Below are 21121 nucleotides of genomic sequence, written 5' to 3'. Positions count from 1 at the left end.
CCGGGAGCATACACCCCCGGGGGAACCCTTTGGGGTTAACGCTTTTTCTTGCCGCCCTTCTTGCCCCCCTTGCCGCCGAAACCCCCGGTGCCCCGGAGGAAGCTTTTGAGCTTGTTCTCAAACTCGGGGGACTGCTTGGGCAGGCGCCGGGGCCTGGGGGGCGGAGCCCCTTCCGGGGCGGGGGTGAGGTCCTTGATGGAAAGGTCCAAGCGCCCCTTGGCGTCCCGGCCCTTCACCATCACCTGGACGATATCCCCCTCGTTGAGGAAGTCCCGCACGTTCCTCACAAACTCGTGGGCGATCTGGGAGATGTGCACCAGGCCTTGCTCGCCCCCCGGGAGCTCCACGAAGGCACCAAAATCCGTAACCCGCACCACGCGGCCCTCTACCACACTTCCTGCTTCTAGCTCCACTTTCCTTCTCCCTTTGCGCGGCTTGGATCCGCGATGCCCCCACTATAGCACAAAGGGGCGCACCCCCTTTCGGTCCAGGGGGGCGAGGAGCTCGGCAAAGGTGCGCCCGAGCACCGGGTGGTGCCCTTCCGGGACAAGGTCGCAGAGGGGCACCAGGACGAAGGCCCGCTGGTGGAGCCTGGGATGGGGCACCTCGAGGCCCACTTCCTTCAGGACCAGGTCCCCGTAGAGCAGGAGGTCCAGGTCTATGGTCCTCGGGCCCCAGCGCTCCTTCCGCTCCCGCCCCAGGCTTTGCTCTATCCCCAGGAGGCCCTCCAGGAAAGCCCGTGGGGAGAGCCCCGTGTCCACCTCCGCCACCAGGTTCAGGTAGGGGGGTTGGGGTGGGCCCACGGGCTCGGTTTCGTACACGGGGGAAAGGCGCAAAAACCGAGTCTCGGGGAGCCGGGAAAGGAGGGAAAGGGCCTGCAGGAGGTAGCCCGCCCGGTCCCCCAGGTTGGAACCCAAGCCCACATAGGCCAGCACCTCCCCAGTCTATCCGTTGACAAGGTGGTCCCGCCCCCCTACCCTGAAGGGGAGATGGCCGCCCGGGGCAAAACCTGATGGGGCCTGGGAAGCCTGGCTTCCCGGGCCCGCCCGGGGGCTTTTTTTTGGGAGGGAGCATGGTCAAGGAAGACTGGCGGGCGCTTTTGGAGGCGGAGAAGGCCCTGGACTCCGGGGTCTACACCAAGCACGACCTCCTTCTGGTACGGGGGCAGGGGGCTCGGGTCTGGGATGCCGAGGGCCACGAGTACCTCGACTGCGTGGGGGGCTACGGGGTGGCCAACCTGGGCCATGCCAACCCCGAGGTGGTGGAGGCCATCAAGAAGCAGGCGGAAACCCTCCTCTCCATGCCCCAGACCCTGCCCACCCCCACCCGGGGGGAGTTCTACCGCACCCTGGTAAGCCTCCTTCCCCCCGAGCTCAATCGGGTTTTCCCCACCAACTCCGGCACCGAGGCCAACGAGGCGGCCATCAAGTTCGCCTGGGCCCACACGGGAAGGCGCAAGCTGGTGGCCGCCATGCGGGGCTTCTCCGGGCGCACCCTGGGAAGCCTTTCCGTCACCTGGGAGCCCAAGTACCGGGAACCCTTCCTGCCCCTCTTGGGCCCCGTGGAGTTCATCCCCTTTAACGATGTGGAGGCCCTGAGGAAGGCGGTGGACGAGGAAACCGCAGCGGTGATCCTCGAGCCCGTGCAAGGGGAAGGAGGGGTGCGCCCCGCCACCCAGGAGTTTCTGGAGGCTGCCCGGGAGGTTACCCGGGAAAAAGGGGCCCTGCTGATCCTGGACGAGATCCAGACCGGCATGGGGCGCACGGGCAGGCGCTTCGCCTTTGAGCACTACGGGGTGGTGCCCGACATCCTCACCCTGGCCAAAGCCCTTGGAGGTGGGGTGCCCATCGGGGCGGCGGTGATGCGGGAGGAAGTGGCGAAAAGCATGCCCAAGGGGGGCCACGGCACCACCTTCGGGGGGAACCCCCTGGCCATGGCCGCCGGAGTGGCTGCCCTGCGCTACCTGGAGCGCACCCGGCTATGGGAGAGGGCCGCCGAGCTCGGCCCCTGGTTCATGGAAAAGCTGAGGGAGATCCCCTCCCCCAAGATCCGCGAGGTGCGGGGGCTTGGGCTCATGGTGGGCCTCGAGCTCAAGGAAAAGGCCGCCCCCTACATCGAGCGCCTGGAGAAGGAACACCGGGTGCTCACCCTGCAAGCCGGACCCACGGTGATCCGCTTCCTGCCTCCCTTGGTGATTGAGAAGGCCGACCTGGAACGGGTGGTGGAGGCGGTGCGGGCGGTGCTAACCCAATGACATGAGCGCAAACGCCTTGGACCCCGTTGAGTTCCTCAAAGGGGCCCTGGAGATCCCCTCCCCTTCAGGGCAGGAGCGCCTGGTGGCGGAGTATCTGGCGGAGGGAATGGAGGCGCTGGGCCTCAAGGCCTTCGTGGACGAGGCGGACAACGCCCGGGGCCAGGTGGGCCTTGGCCCCATCCAGGTGGTCCTCCTGGGGCACATCGACACCGTGCCCGGGGTGGTGCCCGTCAGGCTGGAGGGCAGCAAGCTCTTCGGCCGGGGAGCGGTGGACGCCAAGGGCCCCTTTGTGGCCATGATCCTCGCCGCCGCCGGGCTTTCCGAGGAAGCAAGGGAACACCTCACCGTGCACCTGGTGGGGGCCACGGAGGAGGAGGCCCCTAGCTCCAAGGGGGCCCGCTTCGTGGCCCCCAGGCTCAAGCCCCACTACGTCATCATCGGGGAACCCTCGGGCTGGGAGGGCATCACCCTGGGCTACAAGGGAAGGCTTCTGGTGAAGGCCAGGCGGGAAAAGGACAACTTCCACTCCGCTTACCACGAGCCCAACGCGGCGGAGGAGCTCATCAGCTACTTCGTGGCCATCAAGGCCTGGGCGGAGGCCATGAACGTGGGGCAAAAGGCCTTTGACCAGGTGCAGTACACCCTAAGGGATTTCCGTATCCAGCCCGCAGAGCTCAAGCAGGTGGCGGAGCTGTTCTTCGACCTGCGCCTCCCCCCGAGACTCCCTCCGGAGGAGGCCATCCGCCACCTCAGCGCCTACGCCCCCCCCACCATTGAGCTGGAGTTCTTCGGCCGGGAAGTACCCTACCTGGGCCCCAAGGACACCCCCCTTACCCGGGCCCTAAGGCAAGGGATTCGCAAGGCTGGGGGAAAACCCGTCTTCAAGCTGAAGACCGGGACCAGCGACATGAACGTCCTGGCCCCCCACTGGAAGGTACCCATGGTGGCCTACGGCCCCGGGGACTCCACCCTGGACCACACCCCCCACGAGCACATAGAGGTGGAAGAGTTCCTGAAAGGGATAGAGGCGCTTAGGGAAGCCCTCGAGGCCCTGGCCAAAGCGCACCCGCCTGAACCAGCCTTGGGCTAAACTGGGGCCGTGGCCGCCTATGGGTTAGGGCTTCTTGCTCTCCTTTTATTCCTTGGTCTATTCCCCCCCACCGCCCCCTGGAGCGAGCGCTTCCTCACCCCCTTGGTGGCCCTGGGAGGGGGGGTTTTCCTTCTCAGGCACCGGCAGGAATCCTGGGGCCTAGGGCTTCTTTTCCTTGGCCTAGGGGACCTGGCTTGGACCCTGGAGGATCTGAAGAGCCTACCCCGGGGCCTGTACCTGGAGTTTCCCTACCTGGTGGGCTATGCCGCCTTAACCTGGGCTCTTCTCAAGATCCCGGGGGAGAAACCCCGGCTAAGCCTCCTTCTGGTGCCCCTGGCCCTTTTGGGCCTGGCCTCTGCTTTGAAGCCGGAACTGGGCATAGACCGGATCTGCACCGTGTGGGATGCCCTCCTCCTCCTTCTCCTTCTGCCCAGGCTGGAAACCCTGTTCCGGGAACGCCTTCTGGGGGGACGGGCCCTCTGGGGAGTGGGGCTTCTCCTCTTCCTGGTGGTGGACATGGCCTACGCCTTCCTGAAGGCGGAAGGAACCTACCCCACCGGCCACCCTGTCCACCTCCTCTGGACCTTGGGCTACCTCCTCCTGGCCCTTGGGGTGATGGAGGAAATGTCGGAAAAGACCCCCTTCCTGGGACAGGCCCTGGCCCTGGGGGGGCTTTTCCTGATGCCCGCCCTTCTCCTCAACGATCCCACCCCGTGGGGGGTGTGGGTCATGGCCCTCTACGGAGGGTTGGTGGGAAGCCTGGGCCTCCTTTACGCCAACCACCTGGGGTGGCGCCGCACGGAGGAAAAAAGGCTCCGCTGGACCCGCTTTTTGGAGGAGCTCGCCCGCCTTTCCCCCCGGGTGACCCAGACCCTAAGCCCGGAAGCCGTGCTGATGGGGGCCCTCGAAGCCACCCGCCACCTCCTGCCCCAGGCCGTGGGCCTGGAGGTGCGGGGAAGGCGGGGCCTGGTGGGGGAGCGCACCCCCCATTCCCTGGCCATCCCCTTAAACGGGGACACCGCCTACCTCTACCTGCAAAGTCCTTTGGAGGAATCCGTGCCCCCCGGCTTCCTCTCCCTCCTGGGGGAGCGGATCCGGCAAGTCCTGCGCCAGGTGGAGTGGGGCACCCTGGCCCTCACGGATCCCCTCACCGGGCTTTTGAACCGCAGGGGCCTCGAGGCGGAGCTCCCCAAGCTCCTGGCCCTGGCCCGGCGCTACCAGGCCCCGGTGAGCGTGGTCATGCTGGACATCGACCGGTTCAAGCGGGTGAACGACACCTACGGCCACCCCGTGGGGGACGAGGTGCTCAGGCTCCTAGGCCGCATCCTCCTGGCCAGCGTGCGCCGGGAGGACCTGGCGGTGCGCTATGGTGGGGAAGAGTTCCTGCTTCTCCTTTACGGAGCCGACCGCGAGGCGGCCAAGGAGGTGGTGGAGCGCATCCGCCAGCGCTTCCGCGGGGAAAGGGTAGAACCCATCCCTTACCCACTCACCCTCTCTGCAGGGGTCGCTGGGGGGGAGGTGCCGGAAGGGAAAACCCAGCTGGAGGATTGGATCCTCAAGGCCGATTACGCCCTCCTGCGGGCTAAGGAAGCGGGCCGGGACCGGGTGACCCTGGCCTAACACCCCCTTGCGGCTTGCGCCGCAAGGGGGACCCCAAGGAGCCGACCGATGCCCACTTTGTCCTTACTTCTTGGGCATCATCTTGGCCATGAGGCCTTCCAGGGCCTTCATGTCCTCGTTCAGGTGTCCGAAGGCCTTGCCCAGGGCCTTGAGAAGGAGGAAAAGCACCCCCAGGGCCTTCTGCACCTCCGGGTCGGAAAGCTGCTTCAGAATCCCCGCCAAGCCCACCCGGGGTGGATCCCGCATCACCTCGGGGGTAAAGGTCTCTCCCAGGCCCCGTTGCAAGGCCGAGGCCATCATGCCGATGGCGGCGGGCTCTATCCGGGAAAGGATGTCCAGAACATTGGCCCCGTGGGAGAAAAGCCTGAGCACCTGGGGCTCCATGAGCATCCCCAAGCCCTCCCCGAAGTTCTCGGAGAGGTGGCCTAAAAAGGCCAAGGCCCCGGATTGTTCCAGCTTCTCCAGGGTATCCGCCAGCCGCTCCAAGGCCTCCGCCTGATCCAGGAAGCGGGCCAGCAGGGAAACCAGCTGCAGGTTCTTGGGCTCCATGAGGAGGCCCAGGTTCTCCGCCAGGGTCTCCCCGGCCCCCACCTGGGCCAGGAGGGAGAGGCCGCTCTTCTCCAGGACCTCCTCTATGCGGGCCAGCCTTTCTTCCACCGTAAACGTCTTCTCCATGGCCCCTCCTACTCGATCAAGGTGGCGAACCAGAAGCCCTCAAAGAGCATCTTGGTGATCCGGACCCACTTGCCCACGGCCATCACGCCGCAGGAGGGCATCCCCGTGCCCGCCAGAAGCTTTTCAAAGGAGCACTGGGGCAGAAGGGCGTTATCCCCGAAGTCCATGATGCACATGGCCACGGGGTTGAAGGGCTCGCCGATATAGGCTCCCTTGAGGTCAGAGGCGATGACCCCGGCCACGTACTCCCCCTGGAAGTGGGCCACCACCCCAGCGGGGGGCAGCATGAGGGAGGGGTTCACCGTGTCCCCGATGACGAAGACGTTGGCGAACCGGGTGGAGCGGAAGGTCATCTTGTTCACCTCGGGGAAGCCCTGGGGCCCCGCCAGGGGGGATTCCCGCACCACCCGGTTGGGGGCGAAAGGAGGCGTGAGGATAAGGAGGTCGTAAGAAAGCTCCCGCCCGTCCTTGGCCTTAACCTTGCCCCCTTCAAAGGAAACGGGTTCAAACTCCCCGTGGAAGGCGATGCCCTTGGAGCGGAGGATCTCCATAACCTTCCCCGAGATCACCGGACCCATGCCCGCCAGGGGCAGGGGGTTTAGGTGGAAGACTTCCACCGTGCTCTTATCCCGGATCCCCTTGACCTTGAGGGCGAACTCCACCTGCCCGGCCACCTCATAGGGCGCGGGAGGGCAAGGGTAGTAGGGGGAGGAAACCCCCACCACCACCCGGCCCCCCCTGAAGTTCTTGAGGGCCTCCCTCAGCTTCAAGGCCCCCTCGAGGCTCCAGGGAGCGTGGCCATCCTGGGCGGGAGAGGGCAATGCCTCCGCCCCAAGGGAAACGATCAGGTAGTCGTAGGAAAGCTCCCCGGCGCTGGTCTTCACCCGGTTGTTGGCGGGGTCTAAAGCCTCCACCGTGGCCTGCAGGTAGGTAATACCCCGCTTTTCCAGGTTGGCCAGGGGCCTACGCACCTGCTCAGGCTCCCGCATGCCGAAGGCCACCCAGGGGTAGGCGGGCATGAACTCGTGGTAGGCGCTCTTGTCCACCAGGGTGACCTCCACCTCCCTCCCCAGGAGCCTCTTCACCTTGTTGGCCGCCACCAGGCCACCCGAGCCGCCTCCCAGAACCAGAACCTTCGTCGCCATCTTCCACCTCCCGGGTACCCTTACCGTGTACCCCTAAGTCCAAGATGCACCCATCCCTTTTGTGAAGGTAGGTGCAAATGCCCCGTCCTCGCAGGCAAGGGCATCCCTAGCTTAGAGCATCCTCAGGAGGGGTTCCGCAGGCGCTGGAGGACGAAGAGGCCAAGACCCAGGAAGCCCAGCACCTCCCCGATCCCCACCCCCCGCCCCAGGGCGGGGAGCACGTACCAGGCCAGGTGGAGAAGGCGGAAGAGGGGGATCCAAAGGGCCACGGGCAGGAGATACCGGGCCTCCCGCTTGGGCAGGTTGGTGAGCAGGTAAAGGAAGGGCAGGAAGAACCCCCCCACCGCCCACAGGGCGGCCACCGTGCCCCAAGGGCCTTCCAGGCGCTTCAGGTAGAACTCCACCTCATGGGGCAGGTCCCCTCCCCAGATGATGATCAAGGTGGTGGCCTCCACGTAGATCCAGATGATGGAAAGGGCAAGAAGGAGGTTGGTGTGGTTCTGGGCCTGGCCCATGAGGGCGGGCGTTCCCCTGCGGGCCGCCAGGGCCACGGCCACGGCCAGGGCCAAAACCGCTGCGGAAAGAAGGAGGATGGCCCCAAAGGAGGCGGAGTAGAAATGGGCCTCCAGGGCCATGAAGAGGTCATAGGTGAGGAAGGTGGCGGCGGCAAAGGCCAAGGGCAGCCCCCAGGCCCCCACCTCCGCCCGGTGCTCCCCGGGTTTCAGCTTCAGGAGGATCCAGGAAAAGAGGGTGAAGAAGAGGACGTAGCGAAGGAGCATGAAAGGGGCGTTCAAGTACCCCGAGCGGTGGGCCAGAATGGGATCCAACGCGGCCCCGGGCCGGGCCCAGGGGAAAAGGTCCGGCAGGAAGAGGAAGAAGGGCAGGCCCAGAAGCCCCATGAGGGGAAGGAGGCGGGCTAAGGGGTACAGGTAAGGCTCCAGGGGCACGCCCCAGCGGCTCGTAAGGGCGTTGTGCAGGAGGAGCACCAGAAGCGCCCCCAAGGAAAGGAGAAGGAAGAAGGCGAAGGGAAAGTAAGCGGCCGGAGCCCCAAAGAAAAAGGCTAAAGCGTAAAGAACCAGGCCCAGGAACAGGAAACCCGAACGGCTTGCCTCAATAGACCTCTGCATGGATCACCTCCAGAGGGCAGGCCTCCTCCTGCAGGCACCGCTTGATGTAGCGGGCGATGAGCCAGCGTTCCCTCTCCGGGATACGGCTTTTGTAGGAGAGCATGCGGCCAAAGCCGTTGGTGGCCGCAAAGTAAAAGTAGCCCTCGGGCATGGCCTTCACTGCCGGGTCCAGGAAGGAGCGGGGCTTGGGCATCCCCAAGGGGATCACCCGCCCATCCCCTTCCCCGTTCAGCCCGTGGCAGATGGCACAGAAGGAACGGTAGAGGACCTTGCCCCGCAAAAGCTCCCCGTCCGTGAAGGCGTAGGGATTGTCGGCGAACCCCCCTTCGGGCTTGAGCCCGGTGCGCACCTCCAGGTTCAGGTTCTCCCCGAAGCGCACCCGTTCCGGGGCTACCTGGACCTGGAGGGGTGCTTCCCGAAACGGCTTCACCTTGGGTTGGTTCCACATCCAGCCGCAGGCGGAAAGGAGGGGGAGCAGGAGAAGAAGCCACCTAGTCACGCCGCACCTCCTCCACCTCCGCCCCCAGTTCCCGAAGCAGGGCCCTGGTGCTCTCCAGGTCGAACCGGGGGTCCGTGGCGTAAACGAAGACCCCGTACTCGTCCAGAAGGACCCGCACGTACTCCTTGGCCTTCACCGCGGGATGGGCGGCCAGGGGAAGGCCGTTCATGTAGAGGAGGAAGAGAAAGATTCCCACGGTGATGGTGAGGATGGTGAGCTCAAAGGTCACGGGGATGAAGGCGGGCCAGCCCAAAAGGGACTTGCCCCCGGCGTTGTGGGGATAGTCCAGGGTGGTGTAGATCTGGAGGAAAAGCCCCAGGCCTACCCCCAAAACCCCTAGGCCGAAGGCGATCCAGGGTATACGCCCATCCCCCCCCAGGACCTCCTCGATCCCCTCCACGGGGTTAGGGGTGAGGGCCTCGAGGTGGCGGTATCCCCTTCCCTTGAGCACCCTTAAGGCCTCTAAAAGCCTTTCCGCCGAGTCAAAGTAGGCCATGAGTCCATACAGCATGGGCCCCTCCTAGTGCTTTCTCAGGCGGTGGAACAGGTGGACCATCTCCGCCACGGCGATGGGGGGGAAGATGCGGATGAAAAGGGAAAGGCCGAAGAGGAAGAAGCCGATGGTCCCGAGGAAGAGGGTCCAGTCCACCCAGGTGGGGTAGTAAAGGTGGAAGTTCCCGGGCAAAAAGTCGTGGGACAGGCTGATGATGACGATCACGAAGCGCTCCAGCCACATGCCCACGTTGGCCAGGATGGAGAAGATAAAAAGCCAGGTGAGGTTTTTTCGGAAGCGGGGGAACCAGAGGGTCTGGAGAAGGACCACGTTGATGAGCATCATGGCCCAGTAGTAGGGAGCGTAGGGGCCGGTCATGCGCCAAAGCTGCTGGGCCCACTCTGCGGGCTCCCCCGCGTACCAGGCGATGAAGATCTCCAGGAGGTAGATGTAGGCCACGCCGAGGCCCGAGGCCAGGGTCACCTTGGCCATCCAGTCCAGGTGGCGGTCGGTGATCACCCCCTCCAGCCGGTACCACTTCCTGAGGGGGATGATCAGGGTAAGGGCCATGGCGAAGCCCGAGTAGATGGCCCCGGCGGCGAAGAAGGGGGGGAAGACCGTGAGGTGCCAGCCCGGCACCAGCCCATAGGCGAAGTCCATGCTCACCACCGAGTGCACGGAGATCACCACCGGGGTAGCGAGGCCCGCCAGGAGCACATAGACCGCCCTATAGCGCTGCCAGTGGACGGCATTCCCCGTCCAGCCCAGGGAGAGCCAGCCGTACAGCTTCCGCCGCCAGCCCTTGCTCCTCTCCCGCAAAAGGGCCAGGTCCGGGATCAAGCCCAGGTAGAGGAAGAGGGTGGAGATGGTGAGGTAAGTCATGATGGCCAGCACGTCCCAGGAAAGGGGGCTCTTGTACTGGGGCCAGAGGGCCATGTGGGTGGGGTAGGGCATGACCCAGTAGAAGAGCTGGGGCCGGCCCATGTGGATGAGGGGGTAGGTGGCCGCCGCCAGCACGGCAAACAGGGTCATGGCCTCGGTGACCCGGTTCAAGGAGTCCCGCCAGTTCTGGCGCATGAGGACCAGAATGGCGCTGATCAGGGTTCCGGCGTGGCCGATGCCGATCCACCAGACGAAGTGCACGATGTCAAACCCCCAGGCCACGGGCTGGTTGATGCCCCAGGTGCCAAGGCCCCGGACGAAGGTGACGAAGATGGCGTAGAGCCAGGCCAGGGTCAAGGCCCCCCCCACGGCCAAGACCACCCTCCAGGGCCTGGGGGCTGGCTTCTCCACCGGCTCCAGAAGCTTTTCCACCAAGGTCTTCTCCGTCCACTCCCCCTGGATCAGGTCGTGGTCGGGATGGGGTTCCTTATGCGCCATGCTTCCCCTCCTTCAGCTTGGGATTGGGGTTTTTCAGGTGGGCCAGGTAGGTGGTGCGGGGCCAGGTGTTGGCCTCCTCCAAAAGGGCGTAGTGCCGCCCCTCCTTCCGGTGGGCTTGGATGGGGTCTTCAGGGTCCAAAAGGTCCCCGAAGTGGATGGCCTTCCCCGGGCAGACCTCCTGGCAGGCGGTCTGGATCTCCCCGGTGCGAATCTTCCGCCCCTCCATGGCCGCCTTGGCCCGGGTGCTTTCGATGCGTTGCACGCAGTAGGTGCACTTCTCCATCACCCCGCGGCTCCGCACCGTCACCTCGGGGTTCATGAGGAGGGCCAGGGGGCTTTCCTGGGCTCTTTTGGGGTCCCCCTTGCCCACGAAGGCTTCCCCATAGGGGAAGAAGTTGAAGCGCCTCGCCTTGTAGGGGCAGTTGGCGGAGCAGTACTTGGTGCCCACGCAGCGGTTGTAGACCATGAGGTTCAGCCCCTCGTCGGAGTGCTCCGTGGCCGCCACCGGACAGACCGCCTCGCAGGGAGCCTTCTCGCAGTGCTGGCACATCACGGGCTGGTGCACCACCCCCTCCTCGGCGAAGTAGCGGTCGATGCGGATCCAGTGCATCTCCCGACCCTTTCCGACCTCCTCCTTGCCCACCACGGGGATGTTGTTCTCCACCTGGCAGGCCAGGGTGCAAAGCCCGCACCCCAGGCACCGGCTTAGGTCCACGGTCATGGCCCAGGCGTGTTCCCCTTGGGGCCAGGGGGGGTAGAAGGAGATCCGCTTCTCCTTCTCCGGCTCGGCCTCGAGGGCCTGGGCCTCCTCCATCACCTTCACCGCCTCCACCTCCCCCAGGTACCCGTGGTACTGGGTGGAAACCAAGGGGTAATCCCGGCCCGTGGGGGAAACCTCCATGGGCCAGACCACCCCCTCGGGGTGGAAGAAGTGGGAAAGGGAAGCCACCCCGCTCCCCTGGGGCAGGCCGGGAAGGGGCCAGAGGGGAAGGAGGGCCTCCTTTTCCCCAGCCTTAACCCGTAGGAGGGGCCTTTTGGGATCCGCCCGCCGCTCCCGGGCCCGGATGTCCGCAAGAAGGCCCAGGGCCTCGGCATCCTCCTCGCTTAAGAGCACCGCCCCGTCCCAGACCAGGCGGCTTAGGGGCCTGGGAAGCTCCTGCAAATAGGGGTTGTCCCGGTAGCGCCCGTCGTAAAGGCTGGCGTCGGGGCGGAGGGTGAGTTCCCAAGGAGCCTCTTTCCGCAAAGGGGGAAGGCGGCCTTCCAGGCCGGGGCGCACCTCCACGGACACCTCCCGGGCCTCCGCCAAGGGCCCCCCCTCCGCCAGGGCCCGCTTCTCCTCGGGGGAAAGGGCGGAAAGCTCCTCCCCCAAGAGCCCCGCCAGCACCTCCTCCAGGGTTTTCCCACCCCACAGGGGCTGGATGAGGGCCTGGCTGGGCCAGAGCCGGCCCTCGGCATCCCGGTGCTGGCCCGAGGCCTCGAGGGGATGGGCCAAGGGAAGGCTCCAGAAGGCAGCCTTGACGGGATACAAGGAAAGCGCCGCAGCAAAGGCCTTGCCCGAGAGGCTGGGCAAGGGACCCTCCGCCGCCCACACCAGGCGCTCGGCCCCCTCGGCCTGCTGAAAGGCTTTGGGCGCGGCCGCCTCCTTCTCCGGAGGCTCCACATGGCGCACCGGGGCCTTAAGGGCCCGGTTGATGGCCATGACCAGGGCCTGAGCCCCCGGGGAGAGCTGGGGCCCAGCCAGGACCACCCCACCCCGTTTAAGGTCCTCCGCCAGGGCGGAAAGGAATCCTCCGTAGTCCGAGGCCGGACTTCCCTGAACCACCCCCAGGGTCTGGGCCAGGGCCAGGATAAACGCCTCCACCTGGCTGGGCTTCAAGGCCAGGCGGTGGTCGGCCATGCTTCCCAGAAGGCTGGCCCCGCTTTCCACCGCATAGATGCGGTTCATGGGTGGAAGGCGCCTGCGGCTTAAGGCCTCCCACCAGAGGTATCCCGCCGGATGCTCGTGCGCCTCCACGTCCAGGAGGAGTACGGTTTCCGCCTTCTCCGGGGCGTAGACGGGCCAGGCCCTTTGCCCGAAGGCCACCTCCGCACCCAGGTAGAGGTTCTCCAGGCTCCAGGCCTCAAACCGGGCCACCCGCAGGTTGGGGAAACGGAGTTGGGCTTTTTCCAATAGGCCCTCGAGCCTGGGGGAGGTGGTGCGGGGCAGGACCAGAAGGGTTTCCCCCTCCGCCAAAGCCCGCCGCCAGGCGGCATAAAACCCATCCCAGTCCGGGGCCTTGCCCCGGCGGGCCGGGTCGTATAGGGCGTAAAGACCCGCCAGGGGGTAGGGGCTCATGGCCCTTTCCAAAGGCGCCAGGAAGAGGGGCCTTTCCTGGTAGACCTTTACCCGCACCGGCTCGACAAAACCGGCATGGGCGATGGCGGTGACGAACTCCGCTTCTCCTCCTTCCACCACCCATTCCGGCTGGCGCACGTAGGGTGTCCCCTTCCGCCGCACCACCGGGGTACAGGCCGCAAGGGACAAAAGCCCCAAGGCCAAGAATCCCCGCCGGGTTACGGGACCAAAGGGAAACTCCTCACGGAAGAGCTCCAGCTCCAAAGCTTCCTCATAACCGCGCCGTTCCTTCATGAAGCCTCCTAGCGGTGACAGGTGTTGCAGCTGGTAAGGGCCTCGGCCGAACGCACCTGGTAGATCTCCTTCAGCTTCTTGCCCAGCCCGGGATCCAGGGTGTAGGCCATGTTGAAAACCTGTTCCTTGGGCCTCAGGCGGGCTTCGGGCTGGCGGTGGCAATCCAGGCAGAACTTCATGGTGAAGGCCTGGGGCTGGCGGACCACCGCCATCTGGTCCACCCGTCCGTGGCACTCGGCGCACCCCACCCCCTTGGCCACATGGGCTCCGTGGTTGAAATAGACGAAGTCCGGAAGGTTGATGACCCGGTTCCAGCGCACGGGCTCCCCGGTTTCCCAGCTCCGCCGCACCAGGGCCAGGTTGGGGCTATCGGGCCTGATGAAGGTGTGGCAGGTCATGCAGGTTTCCGTGGGGGGAAGCCCGGCGTAGGCGGCGTGTTCCACGGCCGAGTGGCAGTAGCGGCAGGAGAGCCCTAACCCTCCAGCGTGGACGGCATGGCTGAAGGGCACGGGCTGCTCCACGGGAAAGGTGCGGTACTCAAAGGCCCCCACCGCCACCCCGGAAAACACCACCACCAGTAGCGCGAACACCCCCAGAACCGTTCCCCAGAAGAAGGTTTTTACCCATCGGTTGCGCCGCCGCATGCCACCTCCGGTCTTAAGGGCCAAGGCTACGGGCAAAGGAGCAAGGGGTCAATCAAGGGGCGTGGGTTTTTTCATAAGCGAATGGGCCCTACCCGTGCCTACCCTTTAGCAAGGTCTTCTCATGGGTACACTAGCGGAAAGGGGAAGGGACAAATGTCCCAAACCCCGGCAAACCTTGACAAGGAGAAGGCTTTTGCTAAACTAAGGCTTGCGCGTAAGGCGCACCCTGCCGGGATGGTGGAACTGGTAGACACGCCATCTTGAGGGGGTGGTGCCCGCAAGGGCGTGCGGGTTCAAGTCCCGCTCCCGGCACCAAAGAGGCCCTGCGGGGCCTTTTTCCTTTATGCGGCTTCTCCTAGAGCGCACCCTCAAGACCCTCGAGGACACCCAGGCCCTGGCCCGGGAAGCCCTGGCCCTTTTCCCCCCAGGGGCCCTGGTGATCCTGGAGGGGCCCTTGGGTGCGGGCAAGACCACCTTCGTCCGCTTTCTGGCCGAGGCCTTGGGCTTCAAGGGAAGGGTGACCAGCCCCAGCTACACCCTCATCCACACCTACCCCACCCCGGAAGGCCCCTTGGTCCACGCCGACCTCTACCGCCTGAAGGACCAAAGAGCCCTGCTGCCCCAGCTGGAGGCGGCCCGGGAGGAAGCCCGCCTCCTCCTGGCGGAGTGGGGGGACCCCGGGCTCCTCGAGGCCGATTTCCTCCTGCGCCTCAGCCCCCAAGGGGAGGTGCGCCGGGCGGAGCTATGGCAGCTCCACCCCGGCCAGGAGGAGGGCATCCAGCAGGGCCTCCTGCCCGGCCCGCCCGGCGAATAGGGCCACCACCTTGCCTTCGGCATCCACCACGAAGGTCCAGGGCTGGCCTAGGACCTTGAAGCGGTTGGCCACCTCGTGGGGCTTGTCCCTATCCGAGGCCAGCAAGGGAATGAACCGGGGAAAGGCCTTCATGTACTCCAGCACCACCTCCTTGGTGTCCTTGGGCTCCCGGCTGATCACGTAAAAGGGCACCCGGGTCTCCTCCGCCACCCGGTGAAGCCCCGGAAACTCCGCCTTGCACACTGGGCACCAGCTGGCCCAGAAGACGATGACCGCAGGCTTCTTCATGGTGGCGGGGGTGACGAGGTTACCCTTGGGATCCAGAAGGGCGAACTCGGGCATGCGCTGGCCCGGCTGCACCGCAAGGACCAGGCCCAAAAGCAAAAGGTACCCCATCCATCGCCTTAGCATGCTTCCATTGTTTACCCTAGCGGGGATGGGTATGTAAACCACCTCACCTTGGCCGCCGCAAGCGCTTAAGGTCGTGGTCGGGCCAGATGCCGTCCGCCACCAGGTGGAGCCACTGGGAAAGGTAGTAGCCCAAAAGGGCCAACCCCCAGACCTCCCAGGGCCAGGAGGGAAGCTTAAAGGAAAACCCCATCCCCAGGTATTGGGCCAGCCCCTGGGCCAGGTACCCCAGGGCCAAAAGGAGCCCCGCCAGGTACCCCAGGCGGGTCAAGGGCCCCAGCACCCAGGTATGGGAAAGCCCCCGGTGGCGGAAAAGCCAGCCGTAAGGACGCCAGAAAAGGCCCAAAAGGCCCCAGCGGCGCTGGGACCGCGAGCCCTTCTCCGCCAGGTCCAGGTCGGGGGAAAGGAGGAAGGTGCCCACCAGATAGGCCAGGGCGAAGGCCAAACCCCGGGGGTCCTCCGGGGAGCCCCCATAGGCCAGGAAGACCACCGCCCCCCCGCCCAGGGCCGTCAGGTTTATGGCCTCGTGCACCCGCCCCGAGGGCATAGGGTTATCTTAAAGGGCCGGAAGCGAAAAACGCTCCCCCGCCGAGAGCACGTCCACCTTGAGCCCCTTCACCCCCCGGCCCGTGTACTCCGCCCCTCCGGCATCCACCAGGGTCACCCCCCCCATCCAGACCTCTCCCAGGCCCTTTAGGAGGCGGAGAGCGGTGTTCTCCAGAAGGCCTAACCCCACCAGGTCGGGGTTGTCGGCCACCAGGCGGGAAAGGGCCAGGAACCGCCCCCGTTCCTCCACCCGGGGAAGGAAGACCAGACCCCTCAAGAGGGCCAGGCCCAAGGCGGCCTTGACCTCCCCCTCCAGGGAGTAAAAGGCCGCCTCGCCCAAAAGACCCGCCGCCTCCCCCAAGGCCACCACCCCTCCCCCTGGCGGTGGACCTCCAAAAGGGCCTGGAGAAGGAGGCTTCCCCGGATGAGATCCAAAAACTCCGGCAACCCCTCGGCGGCCAGAAGCACCAGGGGGCTCGCCGCCACCGCCTGGGCTATCTTGGGGTCAAAGGCCTCCTCCCGCCGCCTGAGGTAGAGGACCCTCCCCCGCCTCAGGCCCAGGCTCCGGTAGGCCAGCCGCCAGGCCTCCGCCAGGTCCCGCAGAGGATAGGGCACGAGAAAAAGGGCCTCCCCGCGGGCCTCTTCCAGGAGCCTGGCCTCCACCGGGCGCAAGGCCCCCCGAAGGGGATCGGCGGTCAGCAAGGCGAAAAAGCCCTGACGCATACCTGACCTCCTATACCTTTAGGGTAATCCCCTCCTCATGAAAGGAAAAGGGTGGTGTGGTAGACTTAAGGGCGTGGCCGCGATGGTATCCCCCCGGGGGCGCTCTCCAAGGATAAAAAGAGGGCCATCCTCGAGGCCACCTTGGAAATCCTCCGGGAGATGGGGCTTTCCGGGCTGAAAATGGAGGAGGTGGCCCGGCGGGCGGAGGTGGGTAAGGGTACCATCTACCTCTACTTCCGCGACAAGAAAGACCTCTTGAAAAGCCTGGTGGAGGAACGCACCTGGGCCTTTTACCGGGAGGTGGAGGAGGTGGTGCGCCAAGAGGCGCCCTTTTTTGTGCGCCTCGAGGAGCTCCTGAAGAAGCGCCTGGCCTGGATCGCCGAGTGGCGGGGCCTGTGGGCGGCGGTAGCCCGGGAGGCCATGGAGGACCCCACCCCCTGGCTCAAGGGGCTTCACCAGCACTACCTGGACCTCTTGGAGAAGCTGGTGCGAAGCGGCCAGGAAGAAGGGGCCGTGCGCCCCGAGCTTTCCCCCAGGGCCACCGCCCACGTGATCGCGGCCTTGGGGTGCACTCCCCAGCTGGAGGTGGAGGCTTATTTGGAGCACCTCATGGAGGTGTTCCGGAAAGGAGTCGCGCCGTGAAAGAGTTCCGTCCCGGCGACAAGGTGGTCTTGCCCCCTTACGGGGTCGGCGTGGTGGCGGGCATAGCCCAGCGAAGCGTGAGCGGCATCAGCCGGGCCTACTACCAGGTGGACTTTCCCGGTTCCCGCTCCAAGGCCTACGTACCCGTGGAGGCTCCCCAAAGCGTGGGCATGCGCAAGGCCCTAGCCCCGGAGGAGGTGCCGGTCATCCTAGACCTCCTAAAGAACGGGCGCATGCCCCTGCCCAAACAGTGGGCCGCCCGGCACCGCAAGACCAGCGAGATCCTGGCGGACGGGAACCCCTACCGCATCGCCCAGATGGCCGGGCAGCTCAGGGCTTGGGAGCTGGAACGGGGCCTACCGGACCTGGACCGCCAGGCCCTCAGGCGGGCCATCTACCTTTTGGCGGAGGAGGTTTCCCAGACCCTGGAGATCACCGTGCAGGAGGCTAAGCGCCTCTTCGAGGAGGCCTGGGGCGAAGAGCTGAACTAACACCACCCCACCCTGGCCTTGCCAGGGTGGGAGCCCCGGGAACGCCCTTTTCACAGCAATAGGCTCCAGGTTTTCTTCTCCATCTCCAGGATGCGGGCCAGGTAATGCTCCAGGACCCCTGGATCCAGCCCCTCCACCTGGCCCTGGGCCATGACCTCCAGGTCGAAAAGCACCGCCTGGAACTCAGGGGCCGACCAATGCTCGGCAAGCTCCTGCCAGGGTCCATCCCTCTCCACGTGGGCGTTCCAGGCCTCCAGGAATAGGCGGTTCAGGAAGTAGAAGAATACCAGGCGGTAAGGGTAGGGAAACCCCTCCATCTCCTGGAGCAGGGCGATGTACTCCTGCCGCACCGGGTGGACCGGCTCCCTGGGATCCGCCCCCTGGGAAAGAAGCCAGTCCAGCTCCTCCACCGTGGCCATGAGGGCCTGGACCAAAGGAGCCCGGTGGGGATGGGGCGCCTCCTTAAGAAGCCCCACCTGAAGGCGGTACAGGGCTTCCACGAAGGGGAAATCCTGCTTAAGCCAGAAGCTGAACCGCTCCTCGTCCCAGCGGAGGGGCAAGGACTTGATCTCCTCCAAGGCATCCGGGCAACACCCAAAAAGCTCCCTAAATAACCCCATACCCTCCCCCCAGAACTCCGTGCCGGGCATAACCGCTATGCCGCAGGGCCTCCACCGCCTTCTTGGCCTGGGCCTCGTCCTCCGCCAGGCCGAAGAAGGCACTCCCCGAGCCCGACATCAAAACCCCCCTCAAGCCTAAGGCCTTAAGCCGGGCCTTCACCTCCCTCAGCTCCGGATGAAGGCGGAAGGCAGGGCCCTCGAGGCTATTCCAATAGGGTGGCTCCTCCCCCTTCTCCAGGGCCTCGAGGATCTCCGAAACCGGAAGCTCGGGCCCGAAATCGTGGGGCTTCACCTCCGCATACACCCTGGGGGTGGGAAGGCGCAGGCCCAAGGAGAAGACCACCACCGGCAAAGGGGGAAGGGAAAGGGGCCTAAGCCTCTCCCCCACCCCCCGGGCCTCCGCCACCCCCCCTTGGAGGAAGAAGGGCACATCGGCCCCCAGGGAAGGGGCCAGGGCAAAAAGGTCCACCTCCGCCGGATAGAGCTCCTTGAGGCCCAGAAGCACCTGGGCGGCATCCGAACTCCCCCCGCCAAGACCCGCCCCCTCGGGCAAGGCTTTCTCCAGGACGATGCGCACCCCCCCAGGCCAGCCCGCCGCCTCCAGGTAGGCCGCTGCCGCCCGGTAGGCTAGGTTCCTTCGCCCATACCGCCCGTGGAACTCGATTCCCTCGGGGATGGGCTCCAGGAAAAGCCAGTCCCCGAAGGATAGGCTGGCGAAGAGGGTGTGGAGCTCGTGGTAGCCATCCGGCCGCCTCCCCAGGAGGGAGAGGCCCAGGTTCACCTTGGCCACCGCTAGGCGTTCCATACCCTCGCCAGAGCCTCTGCCAGAGGCAGGTCCTCGGGGTAGGTGATCTTGAAAGCGGCCCTCTCCCCCTCCACCAGGGCTACGGGGTATCCCAGAGCCCGCACCAGCTGGGCGTCGTCGGTGGCGGAAAGCCCCCGCTTCCTGGCGTAGGCGTGGGCCTCGCGGAGGAGGGCGGTGAAGAAGCCCTGGGGGGTCTGGACCAGGCGCAGGGCCTCCCGGGGCACCACCTCCCCATACCCCTCCCCTTCCGGCCGAATGAGGGTGTCGGGAAGGGGCAGAACCGGCACCGCCGCCCCCGTGGTCCGGGTGGCCTCGAGGACCCGCCCCACCAGCCCCTGGCTCACGAAGGGCCGGGCCACGTCGTGGACCAAGACCAAGGGGAGGCTCGCCGCCTCCAGGAGGCGGGAAACCGACTCCTGCCGGCTTCTGCCCCCCTCCAAAAAGGTGGCGCGAAGCCCCTTGGGGGCCTCAGCCCCTGGGGGCAGGGCCACCAGGACCTCCGCCGCCTCCCGGAAGGCATCCACGGCCCACTCCAGGAGGGTCTTCCCCCCCACCCGCAGGAAGGCCTTGGGCCCAAGGCCCAGCCGCTCCCCGTTGCCGGCGGCGGGGATTAGGACGGAAACCTCCACGGTTCCCATGGTAGCATGGGCCCCATGAGCCTTTGGGAAGCCCTTCTCTTAGGAGTGGTGGAGGGGCTCACGGAGTTTTTGCCCGTCTCCTCCACCGGCCACCTGACCCTCCTCTTCCACCTCCTGGGTCTGCCCATTCAAGAGGATCCCTTCCTCAAGACCTTCCTCATCGCCATCCAGCTGGGGGCCATCCTAGCCATCCTCCTCCTTTACGGAAGGCGCTTCGCGGTGGACCGGGCCCTCTGGCTTAGGATCGGGGTAGCCTTCCTGCCCACCGCGGTCATGGGCTTCCTCCTCTACCCCCTCATCAAGGGGAGGATCCTGGGAAACGATGGCATCGTGGTCTTCTTTCTGTTCTCCGTGGGCCTGGTCCTCCTCCTGGCCGACCGCCTGGCGGAAAGGGCCCGCCATGGAGACGTGCTGGAGCTACCCCTTTCCCGGGTGGCCTGGATTGGGGTCTTCCAGGGGTTGGCGGCCCTCTTCCCCGGCACCAGCCGGAGCGGGGCCACCATCCTGGGGGGCCTCCTCCTGGGCTTGAGGCGCAAGGCGGCGGCGGAGTTCAGCTTCCTTTTGGCCCTTCCCACCATGCTGGCCGCCGTGGGCTACGACCTCCTGAAAAGCGCTCCGGCGATTTCCCAAGAAGGAGGGGCGCTCCTTGGGGTAGGCTTTTTCGCCGCTCTGGTCACCGCCCTCCTCACCGTGCGCTGGATGCTTTCCTTCGTGGAGCGCCACGGCTTCAGACCCTTCGCCTACTACCGTATGGCCCTGGCCCTGGTCTACGCCTACTTTTTCCTACGCTAGGGCCAGAACCCTATCCAGGGTTTCCAAGAACACCTGATAGTTCTCCCGCCGGGCTCCCTCCCCCATGAGGCCGAGGCGCAAGACCTGCCCCCGGGTGGGCCCGATTCCCCCGGCCACCGCCACCCCCTGGGCGTAAAGGGCCCTGACCAGGCGGTCCGCCTCCACCCCCTCAGGAGGGCGCACCACCAGCACCGTGGGCAGGGGGCTGGCCTTGGGGTAGGGGCGGAAGTCCCGTTCTCTTAGCTCTCCAAGAAGCCAGGCGTAAACCTCCTTCGCCCTTCGCTCCCGGGCCTCCACCCCTTCCTCCAGGGCCAGGTCCAGAGCCTCCAACAAGGCGTAGTGCAGGAGGACCGGGGTGGTGTGGTGGTAGCCGCCCCACTCCCAGTGCTCCGCCACCCGGGCAAGGTCCAGGTACCAGCCCCTTTTGCCGGTGAAGGCCTTACGGGCCTCGAGGCTCACGGCAATGGGGGCCAAGCCCGGGGGAGCGGAGAGGCACTTCTGGCTACCCGTGAAGGCGTAGTCCACCCCCATGGCCCGCATGGAGAAGGGAAGCATCCCCAAGGTGGTGACGGCATCCAGGAAGAAAAGGGCCCCGGCCTCCTGGGCCAGGGCCCCGATCTCCTGGGCCGGGTTCAGCACCCCGGTGGAGGTCTCCCCGTGGACCAGGGCCACCATGCGGTAGCGCCTGGCCTTTAGGGCCTTGGCCACCGCTTCCGGGTCCACGGGCTCGCCCGGAGGGAACTCCAAAACCGTGGGCTCCAGGCCGTGCACCTGAGCCATCTCCGCCACCCTCTGGGAGAAGGCCCCGTTCACCAGCACCAGGACTGGGCCCCGGTCCAGGTTGGCGAGGCCGGCCTCCATGCCCAGGCTCCCCGAGCCCGCCAAAGCCGCCAGCAGGGCGCCTTCCCCAGGGTCAAAGAGCCGGGCAAGCCTCTCCTGTATGGCCCGGTTCACCGCCAGCACCTCGGGGTCCAGGTGGCCCCGCATGGGCCTCAGGAGAGCCTTTTGCACGCGCTCAGGGATGGGGGTGGGTCCAGGGGTCAGAAGCAGCATCTTGCCTCCTCTACTCCCGCCAGAAGCGGGCAT

General features: G+C 66.0%; 23 protein-coding genes, 1 tRNA gene and 1 pseudogene. 8 read left to right on the top strand and 17 right to left on the bottom strand.

What is annotated here, in order from left to right; translation table 11 throughout:
• Positions 1-35 precede the first annotated feature (35 nt).
• Both EBI04_RS11345 and folK read right to left on the bottom strand, forming a co-directional pair.
• Positions 36-413 carry an RNA-binding protein S1 gene (locus EBI04_RS11345; protein ID WP_015716279.1) on the bottom strand — a complete coding sequence of 126 codons (378 nt, stop codon included), beginning with the start codon at positions 411-413 and terminating at the stop codon, positions 36-38.
• 42 nt (positions 414-455) lie between these two features.
• Entirely contained in the window at positions 456-935 is a 480-nt protein-coding gene (folK, locus tag EBI04_RS11340) for a 2-amino-4-hydroxy-6-hydroxymethyldihydropteridine diphosphokinase (RefSeq protein ID WP_135257541.1), read from the bottom strand.
• A 137-nt stretch (positions 936-1072) separates the two neighbouring features.
• On the opposite strand from folK, the gene lysJ reads away from it, so the two are divergent.
• The 3 genes from lysJ to EBI04_RS11325 are packed head-to-tail and all read left to right on the top strand — an operon-like array spanning position 1073 to position 4964.
• The gene (gene lysJ, locus EBI04_RS11335; RefSeq protein WP_135257540.1) at positions 1073-2254 is read left to right on the top strand and encodes a [LysW]-aminoadipate semialdehyde transaminase LysJ; all 1182 of its coding nucleotides are present in this window, start codon (positions 1073-1075) and stop codon (positions 2252-2254) included.
• A gap of 1 nt (position 2255) precedes the next feature.
• Positions 2256-3344 carry a [LysW]-lysine hydrolase gene (locus EBI04_RS11330; RefSeq protein WP_135257539.1) on the top strand — a complete coding sequence of 363 codons (1089 nt, stop codon included), beginning with the start codon at positions 2256-2258 and terminating at the stop codon, positions 3342-3344.
• A gap of 9 nt (positions 3345-3353) precedes the next feature.
• Positions 3354-4964 carry a GGDEF domain-containing protein gene (locus EBI04_RS11325; RefSeq protein ID WP_135257538.1) on the top strand — a complete coding sequence of 537 codons (1611 nt, stop codon included), beginning with the start codon at positions 3354-3356 and terminating at the stop codon, positions 4962-4964.
• Positions 4965-5027: 63 nt separating this feature from the next.
• Here the strand turns inward: EBI04_RS11325 and EBI04_RS13255 are convergent, their stop codons facing one another.
• From EBI04_RS13255 to EBI04_RS11285, 8 genes are all read right to left on the bottom strand, one after another.
• On the bottom strand, positions 5028-5639 hold the full coding sequence (locus EBI04_RS13255; protein WP_167481949.1) for a helical membrane plugin domain-containing protein: 612 nt from the start codon (positions 5637-5639) through the stop codon (positions 5028-5030).
• Positions 5640-5647: 8 nt separating this feature from the next.
• Positions 5648-6784: an NAD(P)/FAD-dependent oxidoreductase gene (locus EBI04_RS11315; RefSeq protein ID WP_135257537.1), complete on the bottom strand. Its 1137-nt coding sequence runs from the start codon at positions 6782-6784 to the stop codon at positions 5648-5650.
• Between the two features lie 122 nt (positions 6785-6906).
• On the bottom strand, positions 6907-7911 hold the full coding sequence (locus EBI04_RS11310) for a hypothetical protein (protein ID WP_135257536.1): 1005 nt from the start codon (positions 7909-7911) through the stop codon (positions 6907-6909).
• The gene (locus EBI04_RS11305) at positions 7895-8410 is read right to left on the bottom strand and encodes a c-type cytochrome (protein WP_167481948.1); all 516 of its coding nucleotides are present in this window, start codon (positions 8408-8410) and stop codon (positions 7895-7897) included. The genes EBI04_RS11310 and EBI04_RS11305 overlap by 17 nt, the downstream gene beginning before the upstream one ends.
• Positions 8403-8921, bottom strand: coding sequence for a DUF3341 domain-containing protein (locus tag EBI04_RS11300; RefSeq protein ID WP_135257535.1), 519 nt, complete (start codon positions 8919-8921; stop codon positions 8403-8405). The genes EBI04_RS11305 and EBI04_RS11300 overlap by 8 nt, the downstream gene beginning before the upstream one ends.
• A 9-nt stretch (positions 8922-8930) precedes the next feature.
• Positions 8931-10283 (bottom strand): NrfD/PsrC family molybdoenzyme membrane anchor subunit, encoded by a 1353-nt coding sequence (gene nrfD, locus EBI04_RS11295; protein WP_135257534.1) that lies wholly within the window; start codon positions 10281-10283, stop codon positions 8931-8933.
• Complete coding sequence (locus EBI04_RS11290) at positions 10273-12912, bottom strand: 4Fe-4S dicluster domain-containing protein (protein WP_135257533.1); 2640 nt, start codon at positions 12910-12912, stop codon at positions 10273-10275. Before EBI04_RS11290 ends, nrfD begins: the two co-directional genes overlap by 11 nt.
• A gap of 8 nt (positions 12913-12920) precedes the next feature.
• On the bottom strand, positions 12921-13556 hold the full coding sequence (locus EBI04_RS11285; protein ID WP_135257532.1) for an ammonia-forming cytochrome c nitrite reductase subunit c552: 636 nt from the start codon (positions 13554-13556) through the stop codon (positions 12921-12923).
• Positions 13557-13784: 228 nt separating this feature from the next.
• Between EBI04_RS11285 and EBI04_RS11280 the strand changes: the two genes are divergently transcribed.
• Positions 13785-13871: transfer RNA gene (locus EBI04_RS11280), tRNA-Leu, on the top strand.
• 28 nt (positions 13872-13899) lie between these two features.
• The gene (tsaE, locus tag EBI04_RS11275) at positions 13900-14370 is read left to right on the top strand and encodes a tRNA (adenosine(37)-N6)-threonylcarbamoyltransferase complex ATPase subunit type 1 TsaE (protein WP_135257531.1); all 471 of its coding nucleotides are present in this window, start codon (positions 13900-13902) and stop codon (positions 14368-14370) included.
• On the opposite strand, the gene EBI04_RS11270 is transcribed toward tsaE, so the two are convergent.
• The 3 genes and pseudogenes from EBI04_RS11270 to EBI04_RS13910 form a co-directional block, all read right to left on the bottom strand.
• The gene (locus EBI04_RS11270) at positions 14299-14781 is read right to left on the bottom strand and encodes a TlpA family protein disulfide reductase (RefSeq protein WP_135257530.1); all 483 of its coding nucleotides are present in this window, start codon (positions 14779-14781) and stop codon (positions 14299-14301) included. The two genes, tsaE and EBI04_RS11270, sit on opposite strands and share 72 nt — an antisense overlap.
• A gap of 43 nt (positions 14782-14824) precedes the next feature.
• Complete coding sequence (locus tag EBI04_RS11265; RefSeq protein WP_135257529.1) at positions 14825-15325, bottom strand: metal-binding protein; 501 nt, start codon at positions 15323-15325, stop codon at positions 14825-14827.
• Positions 15326-15334: 9 nt separating this feature from the next.
• Positions 15335-16047: pseudogene (locus EBI04_RS13910) on the bottom strand (cyanophycinase).
• Positions 16048-16134: 87 nt separating this feature from the next.
• Here EBI04_RS13910 and EBI04_RS11255 point away from each other — a divergent pair.
• Together EBI04_RS11255 and EBI04_RS11250 are read left to right on the top strand one after the other, a co-directional pair.
• Entirely contained in the window at positions 16135-16689 is a 555-nt protein-coding gene (locus tag EBI04_RS11255; protein WP_135257528.1) for a TetR/AcrR family transcriptional regulator, read from the top strand.
• A complete protein-coding gene (locus tag EBI04_RS11250) occupies positions 16686-17180 on the top strand; it encodes a CarD family transcriptional regulator (protein WP_015716260.1) in 495 nt (164 codons plus the stop codon). The genes EBI04_RS11255 and EBI04_RS11250 overlap by 4 nt, the downstream gene beginning before the upstream one ends.
• A 50-nt stretch (positions 17181-17230) precedes the next feature.
• On the opposite strand, the gene EBI04_RS11245 is transcribed toward EBI04_RS11250, so the two are convergent.
• From EBI04_RS11245 to ispD, 3 genes are read right to left on the bottom strand one after another with little or no spacing between them, the layout of a single operon-like run.
• Positions 17231-17800 (bottom strand): TenA family protein, encoded by a 570-nt coding sequence (locus EBI04_RS11245; RefSeq protein WP_206202034.1) that lies wholly within the window; start codon positions 17798-17800, stop codon positions 17231-17233.
• On the bottom strand, positions 17787-18605 hold the full coding sequence (gene ispE, locus EBI04_RS11240; protein ID WP_135257526.1) for a 4-(cytidine 5'-diphospho)-2-C-methyl-D-erythritol kinase: 819 nt from the start codon (positions 18603-18605) through the stop codon (positions 17787-17789). Before ispE ends, EBI04_RS11245 begins: the two co-directional genes overlap by 14 nt.
• Positions 18593-19243 (bottom strand): 2-C-methyl-D-erythritol 4-phosphate cytidylyltransferase, encoded by a 651-nt coding sequence (gene ispD / locus EBI04_RS11235; RefSeq protein WP_167481947.1) that lies wholly within the window; start codon positions 19241-19243, stop codon positions 18593-18595. The genes ispE and ispD overlap by 13 nt, the downstream gene beginning before the upstream one ends.
• A gap of 15 nt (positions 19244-19258) precedes the next feature.
• On the opposite strand from ispD, the gene EBI04_RS11230 reads away from it, so the two are divergent.
• Positions 19259-20035, top strand: a complete 777-nt coding sequence (locus tag EBI04_RS11230) for an undecaprenyl-diphosphate phosphatase (protein ID WP_506016864.1) — start codon at positions 19259-19261, stop codon at positions 20033-20035.
• Here EBI04_RS11230 and EBI04_RS11225 read toward each other — a convergent pair.
• A complete protein-coding gene (locus tag EBI04_RS11225; RefSeq protein WP_135257523.1) occupies positions 20027-21088 on the bottom strand; it encodes an aminotransferase class V-fold PLP-dependent enzyme in 1062 nt (353 codons plus the stop codon). The two genes, EBI04_RS11230 and EBI04_RS11225, sit on opposite strands and share 9 nt — an antisense overlap.
• Positions 21089-21121: the final 33 nt, after the last annotated feature.

Origin of the sequence: Thermus caldilimi (assembly GCF_004684245.1) — a bacterium.
Classification (GTDB): domain Bacteria; phylum Deinococcota; class Deinococci; order Deinococcales; family Thermaceae; genus Thermus; species Thermus caldilimi.
This window is presented reverse-complemented; position numbering and strand designations above follow the sequence as displayed.